This window comes from Streptomyces sp. RLB3-17 (genome assembly GCF_007113425.2).
GTDB classification, from domain to species: domain Bacteria; phylum Actinomycetota; class Actinomycetes; order Streptomycetales; family Streptomycetaceae; genus Streptomyces; species Streptomyces mirabilis_D.
This window is the reverse complement of record NZ_CP041610.2, coordinates 9344942-9360839: the sequence shown is the minus strand read 5'-3', so window position 1 is coordinate 9360839 and position 15898 is coordinate 9344942. Positions and strand designations below refer to the sequence as shown.

15 protein-coding genes and 1 pseudogene are annotated in these 15898 nt (G+C 70.9%); 7 read left to right on the top strand and 9 right to left on the bottom strand.

All coding sequences use genetic code 11. The features are described 5' to 3' along the window. The first annotated feature begins 46 nt into the window (after positions 1-46). Entirely contained in the window at positions 47-736 is a 690-nt protein-coding gene (locus FNV62_RS42010) for a glutathione S-transferase C-terminal domain-containing protein (RefSeq protein ID WP_060894711.1), read from the top strand. A gap of 65 nt (positions 737-801) precedes the next feature. On the opposite strand, the gene FNV62_RS42005 is transcribed toward FNV62_RS42010, so the two are convergent. After that, a complete protein-coding gene (locus FNV62_RS42005) occupies positions 802-1317 on the bottom strand; it encodes a YceI family protein (RefSeq protein ID WP_097287163.1) in 516 nt (171 codons plus the stop codon). Positions 1318-1473: 156 nt separating this feature from the next. On the opposite strand from FNV62_RS42005, the gene FNV62_RS42000 reads away from it, so the two are divergent. Beyond that, the gene (locus tag FNV62_RS42000) at positions 1474-2019 is read left to right on the top strand and encodes a MarR family winged helix-turn-helix transcriptional regulator (protein WP_097287162.1); all 546 of its coding nucleotides are present in this window, start codon (positions 1474-1476) and stop codon (positions 2017-2019) included. 24 nt (positions 2020-2043) lie between these two features. On the opposite strand, the gene FNV62_RS41995 is transcribed toward FNV62_RS42000, so the two are convergent. Continuing rightward, complete coding sequence (locus tag FNV62_RS41995) at positions 2044-2838, bottom strand: maleylpyruvate isomerase family mycothiol-dependent enzyme (protein ID WP_143629063.1); 795 nt, start codon at positions 2836-2838, stop codon at positions 2044-2046. Positions 2839-2893: 55 nt separating this feature from the next. After that, positions 2894-3777, bottom strand: a pseudogene (locus FNV62_RS41990) (dioxygenase). Between the two features lie 306 nt (positions 3778-4083). On the opposite strand from FNV62_RS41990, the gene FNV62_RS41985 reads away from it, so the two are divergent. Beyond that, positions 4084-4524: a hypothetical protein gene (locus tag FNV62_RS41985; protein ID WP_143629061.1), complete on the top strand. Its 441-nt coding sequence runs from the start codon at positions 4084-4086 to the stop codon at positions 4522-4524. Here the strand turns inward: FNV62_RS41985 and FNV62_RS41980 are convergent. Then, complete coding sequence (locus FNV62_RS41980) at positions 4507-5697, bottom strand: RNA-guided endonuclease InsQ/TnpB family protein (protein ID WP_144315995.1); 1191 nt, start codon at positions 5695-5697, stop codon at positions 4507-4509. The genes FNV62_RS41985 and FNV62_RS41980 overlap by 18 nt on opposite strands. 333 nt (positions 5698-6030) lie before the next feature. Then, positions 6031-6657, bottom strand: a complete 627-nt coding sequence (locus FNV62_RS41975; RefSeq protein ID WP_143651752.1) for a MerR family transcriptional regulator — start codon at positions 6655-6657, stop codon at positions 6031-6033. 166 nt (positions 6658-6823) lie between these two features. Between FNV62_RS41975 and FNV62_RS41970 the strand changes: the two genes are divergently transcribed. The 3 genes from FNV62_RS41970 (at position 6824) to FNV62_RS41960 (ending at position 10254) form a co-directional block, all read left to right on the top strand. Continuing rightward, complete coding sequence (locus FNV62_RS41970; protein ID WP_143629056.1) at positions 6824-7267, top strand: DUF3291 domain-containing protein; 444 nt, start codon at positions 6824-6826, stop codon at positions 7265-7267. 71 nt (positions 7268-7338) lie between these two features. After that, positions 7339-8781 (top strand): MFS transporter, encoded by a 1443-nt coding sequence (locus FNV62_RS41965; RefSeq protein ID WP_143629054.1) that lies wholly within the window; start codon positions 7339-7341, stop codon positions 8779-8781. Between the two features lie 162 nt (positions 8782-8943). Further along, positions 8944-10254 carry a YhgE/Pip domain-containing protein gene (locus FNV62_RS41960; protein WP_143656255.1) on the top strand — a complete coding sequence of 437 codons (1311 nt, stop codon included), beginning with the start codon at positions 8944-8946 and terminating at the stop codon, positions 10252-10254. Positions 10255-10292: 38 nt separating this feature from the next. Here the strand turns inward: FNV62_RS41960 and FNV62_RS41955 are convergent, their stop codons facing one another. The 3 genes from FNV62_RS41955 to FNV62_RS41945 form a co-directional block, all read right to left on the bottom strand. Further along, positions 10293-10778, bottom strand: coding sequence for a hypothetical protein (locus FNV62_RS41955; RefSeq protein ID WP_060895443.1), 486 nt, complete (start codon positions 10776-10778; stop codon positions 10293-10295). Positions 10779-10966: 188 nt separating this feature from the next. After that, a complete protein-coding gene (locus FNV62_RS41950; protein ID WP_144315994.1) occupies positions 10967-11650 on the bottom strand; it encodes a TetR/AcrR family transcriptional regulator in 684 nt (227 codons plus the stop codon). A 6-nt stretch (positions 11651-11656) separates the two neighbouring features. Further along, on the bottom strand, positions 11657-12877 hold the full coding sequence (locus FNV62_RS41945) for a cytochrome P450 (RefSeq protein ID WP_144315993.1): 1221 nt from the start codon (positions 12875-12877) through the stop codon (positions 11657-11659). Positions 12878-13010: 133 nt separating this feature from the next. Here FNV62_RS41945 and FNV62_RS41940 point away from each other — a divergent pair, with 133 nt between their 5' ends. Beyond that, positions 13011-14564: an MFS transporter gene (locus FNV62_RS41940; protein WP_143603542.1), complete on the top strand. Its 1554-nt coding sequence runs from the start codon at positions 13011-13013 to the stop codon at positions 14562-14564. Positions 14565-14619: 55 nt separating this feature from the next. Here FNV62_RS41940 and FNV62_RS41935 read toward each other — a convergent pair whose 3' ends face one another. Next, positions 14620-15882, bottom strand: a complete 1263-nt coding sequence (locus FNV62_RS41935) for an NAD(P)/FAD-dependent oxidoreductase (RefSeq protein WP_181360949.1) — start codon at positions 15880-15882, stop codon at positions 14620-14622. Between the last annotated feature and the right edge of the window lie 16 nt (positions 15883-15898).

Sequence of the window (15898 nt, the reverse complement as noted above, 5' to 3'; positions counted from 1 at the left end):
CCGCCGCCCAACGGGCCGCGGGGGCTTCGACGTTCCCTGGAGAGTCATGCCCAAGACAGTGTCGCTCGCCGCCCCTCGCCCCCACCGCATCCGCAGCCGCATCGGCGTCGGCCTGGCCGGCGGTTTCTACCCGGCGCCGCACCGTTATCAGCTGTACCTCGCCGAGGGCTGTCCGCGTTCGCTGCGCATCTCGGTCACCCTGGAGCTGCTCGGACTCCACGACTCGGTCGCCACCACGCTGCTGACGCTTCCCGCCGAGACACCCGACGCGTTCGCCGCACTGCGCGGCGCGTACGAGGCCACCTGGCACCACTACGACGGTCCGCTCACCGCGCCCGCGCTGTGCGACCGTTGGAGCGGACGGATCGTCAGCAACCACACGCCGGACATCCTGCGTGACCTCGCCGGACTGCCGGTCTGCCAGGGCGACGCCCGCCTCCCCCGGCTGAACCCACCGGCCCTCACCGCGGACATCGACGCCTTGCGCGAACTCCTCGACCGGGACGTCACCCCCACCGCGCCGCCGCTCGCGCGCACGACGGCACTCCAGTCACTGGACCGGCAACTCGCCTCGCACGTCCACGCGTTGGGCGACGAGCTGACGGCCGCGGACGTCGACCTCTGGGTGGCCCTGACCCGACTCGGCCCGACGGAGTCCCTCTCGCCGTACGGCCGGCTCCGCGACTACGTACGTCGGCTCGACGCCCACCCGGCCTTCCACGGCAAGGTGCGCTGAGCGCGTACGCCAAGGTCGCCGGGGCCGGTAGGGCCGTAGGGCCCGGGCCCCGGCGCCGGGTCGGCTCAGCCCTTGGCGCGGGAGAAGACGAGCGTGCCGGTGACGGTCGTCAGGCCGCGGATCATGCCCATCTGGTTCCAGCCCATGTCGAACTGGTCGCGGTCCACGGTGAACTCCGCGGTGAGCGTGACGGTGTCGGCGCTCGCCCCGGTCACCCGACCCGTGACGGGCTGCGGCCGGCTGATGCCGCGCACGGTCAGCTGCCCGTTGATCTCCACGGTGTCGTCCTGACCGAGGACGGCGTCACGGACGGCGAAGGTGATCGTGGGGTGGCGGTCGGCGTCGAAGAGGTCGGCGGAGCGGAGGTGCTTGTCCCGCTTGGCGTTCTTCGTGTCCAGGGACGCGACATCCAGGGTGATGGTGCCGCGGGCGGTCCCGTCGGGCTGGACCTCGCCCTCTCCGGCGACTCCGCTGAAGGTGCCCTTCACGGTGACCATGCCCCACATCGTCTTGTGCTTGATGGCGACGCTGGTACGGGCGGGGTCGAGCTGCCACAGGCCGGTTTCGACGGCGACGGTCATGAGAGTTCTCCAGACGGTTACAGGCAGTGCGCAGGGGTGCGCGACACACGGGGCGCGCGGCACACGGGGACTGTGGGGACAATGCGGTCATCCAAATTTGGATGACTCCACGCTAGCCGGTTCTTCAAATTTGGACAACCGGTAGACTGTGACACTATGGCCGACCCTTCCGCCCCCGCTGACCTGCCCGAACGCGAGCCGTCGGGCGACGGTGAGCTGCTGCCCGCCCCGCTGCGGGCCTGGATGCGTCTCCTGGCGGCGGCCGGGGCGATCGAGCAGCAACTGCGCTCCCGCGTCAAGGACACCCTCGACGTCTCGCACGACGAGTTCCTGGTGCTCTGCCTGCTGGCCGACCAGCCCGGTTCCGGCCTGCGGATGACCCAGATCGCGGAACTGCTGGGGCGCCCCAAGACGCGGCTGACCTATCAGGTGGCGTGTCTGCAACACGCGGGACTGATCACACGGCGCTCGGCGTGCGGCGACCGGCGCGGTATCGAGGTGGTCCTCACGGACAAGGCGCGTCGGCTGCTGCGCGAGTCCACGGGCCCGCTGGCCGACGCCGTCTCGCAGGCCATCGCACAGACGGCCTGCGCGCAGCGGTACGAGGCACTGCACGACCTGTTGCCACCCTCGCCGCATCCCGGTGCGGACTCCAGGGAGGTCGAGGGGGGCGATACGGCCCCCGAGGGGCCGGGGAAGTAACCCCTCAGGGGATGGACCGGCGGATCAGAACCCGGGGAAGACGCGTCGCAGGTCGTCCAGGGTGAGGGTGTCACCCTTGAGGGTCACCTCGGCCGGGGTGTGGGCGGCGGCATGGCGGCCGGTGACGAGCCGCAGCCACCACTCGGCCGGTGCGCTCAGGACGGCGTCGGGCTCGGCCGGCTCGTCGGTGAGCGCGACCGCGTCGACCAGGTCGAGCCCGAACGCGCGCCGGGGAGCGGTGGTGTGGACAGCGAGGCGAACCTGCCGCCCGCCGAGGGCCTCGACCTTTCCGAGGAAGCCGATGAGCAGTCCGGACTGGTCGAGGAGCGGCTCGACCGCGGCGGGCGCCAGAACCGCCGTACGGTCGAAGGCCACCTCCACGTCCCAGGTGTGGTGGGTGAACTCGCCGAGCCGCAGACCCGCCACCGTCGCGACGTCCACGGGCGCGGGCAGGAAGCCGAGGTCGACCCGGAGTTCGGCACGGGCCCGCGGGTCGAGAGCCTCGTACCCGCGCACCAGCGCCTCGTTGGCGGTCACAAAGCCCTCGGCGCGCTCGACCGGGGACATCGCGTCCCAGCGCGACCACACCGACTTGTTGAAGTCGCCGTCCTTGGGCCCGGTGCCGTTCAGCGCACCCTCCAGAGAGGCGAGGCCGATCTCCGCGCCGCTGCCCAGGTGGCTGAGGACCTGGGACACGTCCCACTCCGACGCCCCGGACGGCCGGGTGAGGTCGGCGGTGGCGAGCCCGTGCACCACGGCGGTCAGGTAGTCGTGTCCGCCGCGCAGGGCGTCGATGGTCTGGTCGGCACGGTCGTTCATGTCTCAACTCCGTTGGGGTGAAGGCGGTTTGTGTCGGTACGGAGGGTTCAATGGTTCACACCGCGGTCTGGAAGGACCGCTTGGAGAAGCCCATCATGAAACCCTCGACGGTGGTGCGCACCGCCCGGTCGGCCCTCGGGGCGGCGCCCAGCGTGACGAACAGCGGGATGTAGTGGTCGACCGTCGGATGGGGTACGGCATTCCTGGCGCGCTGGTCCGGAAGGCCGCGAGTTCGTCGACGTCGCCGCGGGCGAGCGCGTCGGCGACCCAGGTGTCGAAGTCCGAGGACCAGCGCGGCACTTCGCCCTTCGTCAGCATCTCGCGGGTGAGGTGGGGCAGCCCGTGCGTCATGAACCCCGAGCCGATCACGAGGACGCCCTCCTCCCGCAACGGGCCGAGCCGGGCGCCGAGTTCGAGGAGCCGGCCGGGGTCGTGGGTGGGCAGGCTGAGCTGGAGCACCGGGATGTCACCCAAGGGGTACATGGCCATCAGCGGCACCCAGGCTCCGTGGTCGAGGCCGCGGGAGGGGTGCTGGTACAGCGACTCGCCGTCCGGCATGGCCCCGGCCACGCGGTGCGCGAGGGAGTTCGCGTCGGGGGTGTCGTACGTCATCGTGTAATAGCGCGGGTGGAAGCCGCCGAAGTCGTAGACGAGCGGGGTGTGCGCCGCCGGGGCGGACAGGCACAGCGGTGCCGCCTCCCAGTGTGCGGAGACGATCAGGACGCTCTTGGGCTTCGGCAGGGACTGGGCCCACTCGAACAGTTCCCGCAGCCATGGTCCGTCGTCGAACAGCGGGGGCGCGCCGTGGCTCAGGTACAGCGCGGGAAGCGGTCCGTCCTCGGGCGTCCACGCACGCTGGGACCGGGCTCGCGGCAGCGCGTCGATCAGGAACCGGTCGTACGCTCCGGCGGGCACCTCGGGGTCAAGGAGGGAATTCATGCCGGTCCTTACGTGGGTGAGGGCGCTCCGGCTTGCGGGTCGAGGGCTATTAACTTGAACATTCAACTTTGACCCTAGGTCATCCCACTTGAGACGTCAACCAAACGGCCGCGGACGGTGACGCCGGAGGTCCGAAGAAGGGCGCCGTACGCGATCGGACGTGGTCCGATCTCCGTATGCGGGATCGGACGCCGGTTGGACGCGGTGGCCGACGGGCTTCACTAGGGTCGGCCGGAGTCCACGGTCTGGTGCAGCTCAGCGGTGGACCGTCCGGAGTTCGGGCTGCCCGCCGAAGGAGTCCACCGCGTGTCGCACCCTCCCTCCGTTCCCTCGCCCCACGACCGGATCACCGGCCCCCACCCCGCCCGGCACACCGCGTTGCTCCTGCTGCGCGGGTACGCCGACGAGGACGCGCGGACCGTCGCCTCGGCCCTGGACACCCTGGACGAGTCCGCCCTCGACGACACGTACACCTATCTCTGTGCCGTCATGGACGTCACCCTGCGCCTCACCCTGACCGCCCAGCCCGCGGCCCGTGACGTGGGCCGGGCCGCCGAACATGCGGCCACGGCGGCTCCCCCGCACTACGAGTTCGCCTTCGGGCAGGCGGTCCGGGCCTGGGCAGCGGGCGACACGGAGACCCTGACCCGCGCCGCCGACGCGGACCTCCCGGGGGCCGTGCATCTGCTGGCCGTGTTGACTTCTCCCCCTCCTGAAGGAGGGGGATTCTTACGGCTCGCGCCGTGAGGGTTTCTGCTTCGTTGCCGACTGCCTGTCCGGAGTACTCCGTTGAGGTCTTACGCCAGCTCCACAGACTGTCACCGCCAGCCCGGCGGCCAGAAGGTTGTGCGCCGCGTTCACGTCGCGGTCGTGGGTCATGCCGCAGTCGCACGTCCAGGTGCGGACGTTCAGCGGCATCCTGTCCTGCAGGGTGCCGCAGGCGGAGCACAGCTTGGAGGAGGGGAACCACCGGTCCACGGCGATCACCTCGCGCCCGTACCACTGGGCTTTGTATTCCAGCATGCTCCGGAACTCGCTCCAAGCCGCGTCGCTGATGGCGCGGGCGAGCCGGTGGTTTTTGACCATGTTGCGCACGGTCAGGTCCTCGATCACGATCGTTTGGTTTTCACGAACGAGCCGAGTGGTGATCTTGTGCAGCGTGTCGCGGCGCCGGTCAGCGATCCGCGCGTGGATCTTCGCGACCTTCAGCCGGGCCCTGGCCCGGTTCGCCGAGCCCTTCTCCTTCTTCGCCAGACGACGCTGCTCCCTGGCCAGAGCGGCACGGTCCCGGCGCTCGTGCCGGGGGTTGGCGATCTTCTCCCCGGTCGAGAGGGTCAGAAGATGGTCCAGCCCGGCGTCGATGCCGACCGCGTTCCCGTTCTCGGGGAGCGGCTTGACGCCGGGGTCGTCGCACAGCAGGGAGACGAACCAGCGCCCCGCCGCATCCTGGGACACGGTCACCGTGGACGGGTTCACACCCTCGGGGAGCGGCCTGGACCACTCTATGCGCAAAGGCTCGCTCATCTTCGCGAGCCGCAGCTCACCGTCCCGGAAACGGAACGCGCTGGTGGTGTACTCGGCGGACTTCCTGGACTTCTTCCGCGACTTGAAACGCGGGTACTTCGCCCGCTTGCCGAAGAAATGGGTGAACGCCGTCTGCAAATGCCGCAGAGCCTGCTGGAGAGGGACCGAGGACACCTCGTTCAGGTAGGCCAGCTCCTCGGTCTTCTTCCACGCCGTCAGCATCGCCCATGTCTGGTGGTAGTTGACCCGCTCCTGACGCGTCCACGCCTCGGTGCGGGCGGCGAGCGCCATGTTGTAGACCTTCCGCACGCACCCGAACGTGCGCGACAGCTCGGCTGCCTGCGCATCCGTCGGATAGAAGCGGTACCGATACGCCCGCTTCACGTGAGTGGTCACAGCTCACAAACTATCGCATCGACTTGTGACTATCTGCGGGTAGTTGGCCGCGAACGACGATCCGCCCTGGCGGCGAATCGTCTTTCCCTGCCCTGCTCCGCAGGAGTCCGTTTCCTCTCCACCCTGAAGGTCGGAGTATCCACGGAGGGATCAGATGACCGTGACCCAGGGCGTCTCCGTGCTCGACCACGACGGCCTGAACGCCCTGCCCAACTGCCTCCCGGAAGACCCGCGCTGATCGCGACCACCGCCTGATCGGCGCCCCTCGGTCGGCGCCACCCGAACCACACGGTCCGTCCAATGGCGGCCGGCCGTTCAACGGCAACCGTCCGATCATCGGTGACCGCCCCCGTGACGCCGCGCCGACTCGTTCTCCTGGGCCATGCGGCGCAGCGCCATCAGCGCGGGTTCGAGCAGGACCGTGAGCAGCAGCGCGCGCTCGGCCAGTTCCAGCGGGTCGTCGATTCCGTCGAGCTGGTCGAGGTCGAGCGCCGCGGTGCGTTCGGCCAGCCGGGCGTAGGGCACGAGCGCGCCCTGGTCGAGCGGCACGCCCAGGCCGCGCAGCGAGCCCAGGGTCTCGGCCAGAGTCGCCCGCGCGGGCGCCGACTTGTGGACATCCCAGCCCAACTCCCCTACGAGCGAGTCGACTTCGGCCCGATCAGCGGAGTCCTCCGCGGAATCCTCGACGGGCCCGATCGAACCGAGGGTGAGACCGAGCAGGCGATGGGTGTCGCCGGTGTGCTCCGCCAGGGCCCCCAGGACCTCCCGGGCGGTGCTCACGGACAGCCCCCGGCCGCCGGTCAGCGCGCGGATCAGGCGCAGCCTGCGCAGATGGTTCCCGTCGTACTCGGCCTGGGTCGCCGACAGTTGCCGGCCCGCCGGGAGCAGCCCCTCGCGGAGGTAGTACTTGATCGTCGTGACGGAGACGCCACTGAGGCGGCTCAGCTCGGACATACGCATTGGGTCGGCTCCGCTCTGGTCATTGGATATCTCTACTGTCTAACATGGATAGCAGGGGTATCCAATGAGCGCTCCCCGGATCTCCGTCCGTCGAGCGCTTCCCTGGGCCCTCCGTCCGTCGTCCTGCCTCTCCCGTCGTCCTGCCTCTGTGGAAGAAGGCGCCACCATGCCCACGCTCCCCTGGACCACCGTCAACGTGCCCGCACCGGACTCCCGGGCGTTCGTCATGGCCTCACGCTTCGAGGTCCGTTCCTTCCGTGACGTCCCGCGCTTCTTCCTGCGGTCCCTGGCCGCGTGGAAGCAGGTGAAGGGCGCGGCCGGCGCGTACGGCGCCACGCTCGTCGCCCAGCCGCTCAAGCGCACCTTCTGGACGCTGTCGGCCTGGGAGGACAAGCGGGCCCTCTACACCTACGCGAAGACCGAACCGCACCGCTCGATCATGACCGGGCTGCGGTCCACGACGAGCGGCTCGGTCTTCACGTTCTGGGAGATTCCGGCCTCGGAACTCCCCCTCGGCTGGGCGGACGCCCGGCGACGGCTCGCCGAGCAGGAGCGCGCCGACGCCACCGGCGAGCGCGGACCTTCCGGCACCGGACCCGGCCCCGCCTGACACTCTCCCGCCGCGCCCCTTCCCGCCCCTCTCCCGGACCAACTCTTCATCGCCCAAGGAGACATACCGTCATGACGCTGTCCGAGCGAAGCCCGGCCCTGGACGACCCTTCGGTCGACCCGGCGCGCGGGCGACGAAGGGTGCCGCTGTGGCTCGCGATCGTCGCGTGCAGCGTGCCCATGTTCATGGTCGCGCTGGACAACCTCGTCGTCTCCACGGCGCTGCGCACCCTGGCCGTGGACCTGGAGGCGTCCACCCAGCAGCTCCAGTGGTTCGTCAACGCGTACGTGCTCAGCTTCGCCTGTCTGCTGATGACGGGTGCCGCCCTGGGCGACCGGTTCGGGCGCCGGCGGGTGTTCGTGATCGGCATCGTCGTCTTCACCCTGGCCTCCGCCGGCTGCGGACTGGCCGACAGCAGCGCGCAGTTGATCGGCTGTCGCGCGGTCCAGGGCTTCGGCGCCGCTGCCGTGATGCCGCTGTCGCTGACCCTGCTCTCCCAGGCCGTGCCGGAGCGGCTGCGCGGCCTCGCCCTCGGTCTGTGGTCGGGTATCAGCGGGCTGGCGGTGGCGATGGGCCCGGTGGTCGGCGGCGCGGTGGTCGACGGGCTGGACTGGCGGTGGATCTTCTGGATCAACGTGCCGGTGGGCGTCGTGGCCGTACCGCTCATCCTGCTCACCCTGCGCGAGAGCGCGCTTCCGGGCGTCCGCCTCGACCTGGTCGGGATGGTGCTGGCCGCCGCCGGACTGTGCGCCGTGGTGTGGGGCATCGTGCACGGCGACACGGACGGCTGGACCTCGGCGAAGGTGCTGGGGGCGTTCCTGGGGGGCGCGGTGCTGCTCGCCGTCTTCGTGGCCTGGGAGGCGCGGGTTCCCGCGCCGATGCTGCCCCTCTCCTTCTACCGGGTACGTGCCTTCACCCTGACCAACGTCGTCTCCGCGGCGATGTACTTCGGCGTCTTCGGTTCGCTGTTCCTGCTCGCCCAGTACCTCCAGATCGTGCCGCAGCGCACACCGTTCGAGGCCGGCGTGCGCACCCTGGCCTGGACCCTGATGCCCATGTTCGTCGCCCCCGTCGCCGGACTGCTCTCCGACCGGGTGGGCGGCGGCAGGCTGATGGCCCTCGGGCTCTTCCTGCAGGGCGTGGGTCTCGGCTGGATCAACGTGGTCGCGGACATCGACACCCCGTACTCCTCCCTCGTCGCCCCGATGATCGTCGCCGGTGTCGGTATGGGCCTCGTGTTCGCCCCGACGGCCGCGGTCGTCCTCGGCTCGGTCAGCAAGGAGCACGCCGGCAAGGCCTCCGGCGCCAACACCACCGTCCGCGAGATCGGCGGCGCCCTCGGTATCGCGGTCCTCAGCTCGGTCTTCGTCGCCCACGGCGGCATGGGCACGCCCCGGCGGTTCATCGACGGTCTGCACCCGGCGGTGTGGGTCGGCGTCGCGGTCGTCCTCGTGGGCGCGGTGTGCGCGCTGGGCATCCCGCGCGGCGCGCGACCGGAGGGGGCCGGCGCGTGACCGCCGGTCCGCGCGGCGCCGCGCAAGAGGCGCGGTGCCCCCGTGGCGTTCCGTGCGCGGCGCGTCGCTGACCGCCGCGCCGCCGCAGCCTCCATCCTGGCCTGGTGCGGGCGCCCGTACCCGCCCACGCAGGTCCCGCGCCGCACCCACCCACGGAGAGCCATGGCCGCCGACAGCACGCCCCCCGCCGACGACACCCGCGTCCGGGCCCGCGCCGCCGCGCTCCTGCGCCGGCCGAAGCTGTGGCTGGTGCCGACCGTGCTGTGCGGGCTGCTGGCGTTCCTGCTGTCACTGCTCTACATGGGCGGCATCGTGAACCCGAACGGGGAGCTGCGCCACCTGCCCATCGGCATCGTCGACGCCGACCAGGGCAGACCGCTGCCCGGGCAGACCACGAACCTCGGCACACAGGTCACCCGCTCCCTCACCGCCGACACCTCCGGCAAGGCCGACTGGCAGCCCCTCACCGGCGCCCAGGCCCAGGACAGGCTGGCCTCCGGCAAGATCTACGGCGCCCTGGTCGTCCCCGCCGACTTCACGACCACCGCCGCCGCCCTCACCACCGCGAACGCCACCACCCGGCCCACCCTGACCGTGCTCACCAACCCCGGCATGGGCAGTCTCGGCTCCTCCCTCGCGAGCCGGATCACCCAACAGGCCGCGCAGCAGGCCTCCCTGGCCATCGGCATGCAGCTGATGGACTCCCCCGCCACCGCGGGCGCCGACGCCACCACCCGTCTCGTGCTGGCCGACCCCGTCGCCGTCGCCACCCAGGTCGGCCACCCGATCGGCGACCACAGCGGTCTGGGACTGAGCGCGTTCTACTACACCCTGCTCCTCGTCCTCGCCGGCTTCCTCGGCGGCAACGTCATCAGCAACGGCGTCGACACCGCCCTCGGCTACGCCGACAACGAGATCGGCCCCTGGCACGCCCGCCGTCCCACCGTGCCCATCAGCCGCACCCAGACGCTGCTGCTGAAGATGGCCATGACCGCGGGGATCACCGTTCTGACCACCACGCTGGTCATGATCGCCACCGTCGGGATCCTCGGCATGGACGCCTCGCACCTGCCCCTGCTGTGGATCTACTCCTACTGCGCGTCACTGGCCGTCGGCCTGGGTGTGCAGGCCATCAACGCCGCCTTCGGGGGCATCGGCCAGCTCGTCTCCATGTTCGTGTTCATCGTTCTGGGCCTGCCCTCCTCCGGTTCCACCGTCCCCCTCGAAGCCGTCCCGGGCTTCTACCGTTTCCTGAGCCTCTTCGAACCCATGCGCCAACTCAGCGTCGGCGTCCGCGCCATCCTCTTCTTCGACGCTCGCGCCGACGCCGGCCTCACCCGCTCCTGGATCATGATCGCCGTCGGCGCCGCCCTCGCCCTCCTCTTCGGCCTCGCCATGACCCGCTACTACGACCGCAAGGGCCTGGACCGCCTCACGCCTCAACCCTCCCGACTTGTCGCGCAGAAGACGTAACGCGGGACGGGAGGTCACACCGTGGGGGCGGATCCTCGTCAAGGCGCGGTCGTGGCGCTGGAGTCCCGCAGTCGCCGGACGGTTCCACCGACCTTCGCGCGCAGCGGTTCGAGGACCTTCGGCTCCGCGCTGATCGCCCAGCGCGGGCCGACGAGATAGGTGCCCCCGTAGATCGCGGCGCTGTCCAGCCAGGTCACCTTGTGGCGCTCTTCGGGGAACGTCGTGATGAGGTAGTCGCCGGTCTCGGTGTGGCAGGCACCCTCGCGGAGTTCCTTCGCCTCGATGCGGATCGTGACCTTGCATCCGGTGAGATTCGCGATCACCTCGACGTCCGCGGGCGCCACCACCTCGACGGCGGCGGTCTTCTTCGACGCCTTGCGCTCGGCCGCCGCCTCCTCCCCTCCGGCGTCGCAGCCCACGGCCAGGGGAAGCAGGGCCAGACTCCCGGCGACCGCGGCCCGGTGTGCGAGACGGGCGGGGGAAGGCGTTCGGCCGAGGCGTCCTTGCCGTCGCTGCTGGGGCACGTCGTCTCTTTCCTTCGCCGGTGCGGTTCGCGCGTACTCGACAAGGGATACGAAGGGACGCCGGGCCCTGTTCACGACGGGCCGCCGGGCCCTGTTCACGACGGGCCGCCAGGACGCGTGCGCCGGAGGCGCCTCCTTCACCAGGCCAATGCATCGTCGTCTCGTCCGCGGATCCCGTACGAGCGGGATCAGTCGCGGCAGATCTCACCCCGCTGCCGGCGCGGGCAGGGCGTGATCGGTGCCAGCCACAGCGCGACGACGGCATCGGTCAGGCCGAGTGCGGTGTCGTGCCAACTGGACCGTGGCGTGGGGGTGTTGTCGGCGAGGGCGCGCTCGCGCTCGGCGCACATGTGCACCATCAGCTCCCGCGCCATGTCACTGCGCTCGGCGTGCACCTCGACCGGCAGGTCGGAAAGGCACCGGTGCAGCCGTTCGAGGACCATCCGCATCGACGGGGAGCTGAGGGTCTCGTCGATCACGATCCGGCGCAGCGCCGGATCGGTCATCACCTGCGCGGTGAAGCGGGCGTACCAGGAGGGCCGGCCGAGCTCGGCCAGATGTTCGGTGAGGGGGCGCACCAGGCAGGCCACCCAGTCGCGGATGTCGGCGCTCTCCTCGTCGAGCTCGGCGAGCAGCCGCAGGCGCACCTGCTCGATCCGTACGAAGTGCTTGCGCACGATCGCCCGCACCAGGTCGGCCTTGGTGCCGAAGTGATAGCCGACCGCGGCGTTGTTGCCCTGCCCCGCGGCCTCGCTGACCTGGCGGTTGGAGACCGCGTACACCCCTTGCTCGGCGTACAGCCGCTCCGCCGCGCTCAGGATCGACTCCCGCGTCGCACTGACCTGTTCGGCCCGTACGGTTCTGGCCGCCATGGCCGGTCACCACCTCACCGGGACTTCGCGCAGCCCTCCGACGACCAGTCCCTCGAGCCGTCGCAGCTCCTCGACCGGAACGGCCAGGCCGAGCGAGGGAAGCCTACGCAGCAGTACGTCGAGGACGGCTCCCAACTCGGTTCGGGCGAGCGTCTGTCCCAGGCAGGAGTGCGGGCCGACACCGAACGCCAGATGGGTGTTCGGGGTGCGGTCGAGGATCATCTCCCCGGCGTCCTCGAAGGCGGTCTCGTCCCGGTTCGCGGCGGCCATGCTGCACAGCACGGTGGTGCCCTTGGGCAGTACCGTGTCGCCGACCTCGGTCTCCTCGCCGATGTAACGCGGCATGCCGAGTCCCGGGTTGGCGTCCATGCGCAGCACCTCCTCGACCGCGGGCCGCACCAACAAGGGGTCCGCGAGCAGCCGCTCCCAGTGCCGCCGGTCGGCCAGCAGCATGGCGACCATCTTCCCGATCATGTTCGCCGTGGTCTCGTGCCCGGCGACCAGCAGGCCCTGGCCGGTGTACACCAACTCCTGCTCGGTGAGCCGGTATCCGGTCGGGTCGGTGGCCGTGAGGAGGTCGCTGAGCAGGTCGTCCCCCGGGTGCGCCCGCTTGGCGGCGACATGGGAGGTCATGTAGGCGACGAACTCGGCCTGTGCCGCGTCGATTTCCGCCTGTCCGTACTTGGTGAGGTTGAGCAGGGTGTCCGACCAGTAGGAGAACCGGTCCCGATCCTCGTCGGGGACGCCGAGCAGATCGCAGATCACCCACACCGGCAGCGGAAAGGCCAAGTGGGCCTTCAGGTCGGCGGGTTGGCCGTGCTCCGCCATGGTGTCGAGGAGCCGGTCGGCCATCGCCTCCATCCCCGGGCGCAGCGCGGCCACGCGCTTGGCGGTGAACCACTTGCTCACCATCCGCCGCCAGCGCCGGTGGGCCTCGCCGGTCTGCGGCATGGCGTTGGACATCTCGTCGTTGAAGGCCCCGCCCGATGGGGTGGCGGAGATCCGGGCGGCGTCGTCGGCGTTCAGCAGGCGGCTGAAGCGGGGATCGGACAGCACCTGTCTGACGTCCGCGTAGCGGGTGAGCAGGGATGCCTCGTCGCCGCTGGGCAGGGTCACGCGCGCCACCGGACACCGCCGTCGCAGTCTCGCCCATTCCTCGGGGGGTCCCAGCGGCGTCGCGCCGGGGATCGGGTAGGTCAACGTCGGCTCGTCGTCATGTACGTCCATCGCGGTCTCCTCCGATTCAGCGGTCCCCTCCGATTCAGCCGTCTCCACACGAGGAGGCAACTCCCTCCAGTAATCTAAGTCAAGCAGCTGCTTTAAAATCTGGCCATCGCAGCACCCAGACGGAGGCTCCGCCATGTCCGAGGCCCTTGCTCACCCGTCCGGCTCCGGGACGAGCGGTCCGCCACGGCCGGACACCGTCGTGGCGGTGCTGGCCTTCGCCGGGATCGTCGTCTCGCTGATGCAGACCCTGGTGATCCCCCTGGTCCCGGAGCTTCCCGGATACCTGGGCGCCTCGGCCTCGGACACCACGTGGGCGATCACCGCCACCCTGCTCGCGGGCGCCGTCGCGACCCCGGTGGTGGGGCGTCTCGGTGACATGTACGGCAAGCGGCGGATGCTCCTGGCGAGCCTCGCCATGCTGGTGGCCGGATCCGCCGTGTGCGCGCTCAGCGACAGCCTCGTCCCGATGGTCGTCGGACGGACCCTGCAGGGCCTGTCGGCCGGTGTGATCGCGCTCGGGATCAGCATCATGCGCGACGAACTGCCGCCCGAGCGGCTCGGCGGGGCGACCGCGATGATGAGCGCCTCGCTGGGCATCGGTGCCGCGCTCGGTCTGCCCGCGGCCGCGTTCCTCGCCGACCACGCGGACTGGCACCTGCTGTTCTGGACCGCGGCGGGCTTCGGCGTGGTGGCGGCCGTGCTCGTCGTGACGCTCGTACCGGAGTCGTCCGTGCGCACCGGCGGACGCTTCGACCTGGTGGGCGCGGCCGGGCTGTCGGCCGCGCTGCTGTGTCTGCTGCTGGCGATCTCCAAGGGGGCCGACTGGGGCTGGGCGAGCGCCACGACCCTCGCCCTGTTCACGGTGGCCGTCGCCGTGCTGCTGGTGTGGGGCCGCTGGGAACTGCGTGCGGGACAGCCGCTGGTGGACCTGCGGACCACCGCACGGCGTCAGGTGCTGTTCACCAATCTCGCCTCCGCCGTGTTCGGCTTCTCGATGTTCGCGATGGCCCTGGTGCTGCCGCAGCTCCTGCAACTGCCGAAGGCCACCGGCTACGGCCTCGGGCAGTCGATGATGGTCGTCGGCCTGGTCATGGCGCCCAACGGCCTGGTGATGATGGCCACGGCACCGCTGTCCGCGCGGATCTCCAAGATCAAGGGGCCCAAGGTCACGCTGATGCTCGGGGCCCTCGTGGTCGCCGCCGGCTACGGCCTCGGCGTCACGATGATGTCCGCCATCTGGCAGCTCGTCCTCGTCTCCAGCGTCATCGGGGCCGGCGTCGGACTCGCCTACGGCGCGATGCCCTCGCTCGTCATGGGAGCCGTGCCCGTTTCCGAGACCGCCGCGGCCAACAGCCTCAACACACTCATGCGGTCCATCGGCACGTCGGTCTCCAGCGCGGTCGCGGGTGTCACCCTGGCCCAGATGACCACCACGTTCGGCTCCGTGGCCCTGCCCTCCGAGAACGCCTTCCGGGTGGTCATGGCCATCGGTTCGGGCGCCGCCCTGGTCGCCTTCGGCTTCGCCGCCTGCCTGCCCCGCCGAAGCCCGCTCGCCGGCACCCCGTCGACGCCGGTGGCCGGGGAGCCGTCCACGCCCGCGGACCCTTCCGAGGGCAGTTCCGCGGGCACTTCGACGGGTACCTCGGCGGATACTTCGGCGGGTACGACCGTGGAGACGAGGCCGTAGGCCGTAGGCCGACCGGGCCCGCGTGGCGACGCGCGGGCCCTCCCGCGGGCGGTGCTCAGAACGACGGTTCGCCGTGGACGATCTCCTTGGCATCGGCGTCCGTCGCCCACGCCCACGCCCGTATCGCCTCGTGCCAGCTGGTGCCCATGGCGATGGCCTGCCGCCAGGGACGCATGGCCTTCGGCGGCATCCCGACCGCGAGGGCTCCCGCCAGCCGGTCACCGGTGCGGTAGATGGCCAGGAACCGACGCTCGCTCATCTCGCCCTCCACCACGACGATCTCGTCGTGCCCGCGCAGATGGCCGAACGCCTGCACCTTCATGTCGTACTGGTCCGACCAGAAGTACGGGATCGGGGCGAAGGGCCTGCGGGCCTCGGGGTGGAGCAGGTTGTAGGCGGCGGTGACGCCCTGCTCGGCGGCATTGGTCCGGTGCTCGATCCGCATCGACGTACCGAACAGCGGGTTGTACCAACGGGCGACGTCCCCCGCCCCGTACACCCCCGGCCCGGCCGCGCAGTACTGGTCGCACACCAGGCCGTCGGCCACCTTGAGGCCGCTGCCCTCGAGCCACCCGGTGTTCGGCACACACCCGATCGTGACCAACACCTCGTCGGCGTCCACGAGTTCACCGCCCGCGAGCCGCACCCCGTCCTCCGTCACCTCGGTGACGGTCACACCGGTCCGCAGATCGACGCCGTGTTCCAGGTGGGCCGCCGAGAACACCCGCCCGACCTCCTCGCCCACCGCGTGCGCCAGCGGAACCGGGGCCGGTTCGAGGAGCGTGACCTCCGTGCCCATGCGGCGCGCCACGGCGGCGGCCTCCGCGCCGAGGAACCCGGCACCGACGATCACGAGTCGCCGCCCGTGCCCCAGCCGTTCCCGCAGGGTGAGCGCGTCGTCCACCGTGCGCAGTACGTGCGCGCCCTCGCCGGGGAGCCTGCGCGGGCGCACCCCGGTGGCCACGATCAGACCGTCGTACGACAGTCGCGTGCCGTCGGCCAACAGGACCGTACGAGCCGCCGCGTCAAGAGCCGTCGCGGCGACCCCCAGCCGCAGATCGAGACCGAGCCCGTCCAACTCCGCCTGCGCGCGCAGCGCCAGCCGCTCGGGCTCCCACCGCGCGCCGAGGACCTGCTTCGACAGCGGCGGCCGGTCGTACGGCGTGCGCGTCTCCGCACCGACCAGGGTCAGCGTGCCGTCGTACCCCTCCCCGCGCAGGGTCTCCACCGCAGCGAGCCCGGCGGCCGAGGCGCCGACGACCAGAATCCGCCTCGCCCGTCCATCAGCCGGATCACCACGCCCTTGTGTGTCGGCCATGTCACTCCTCGGTCGT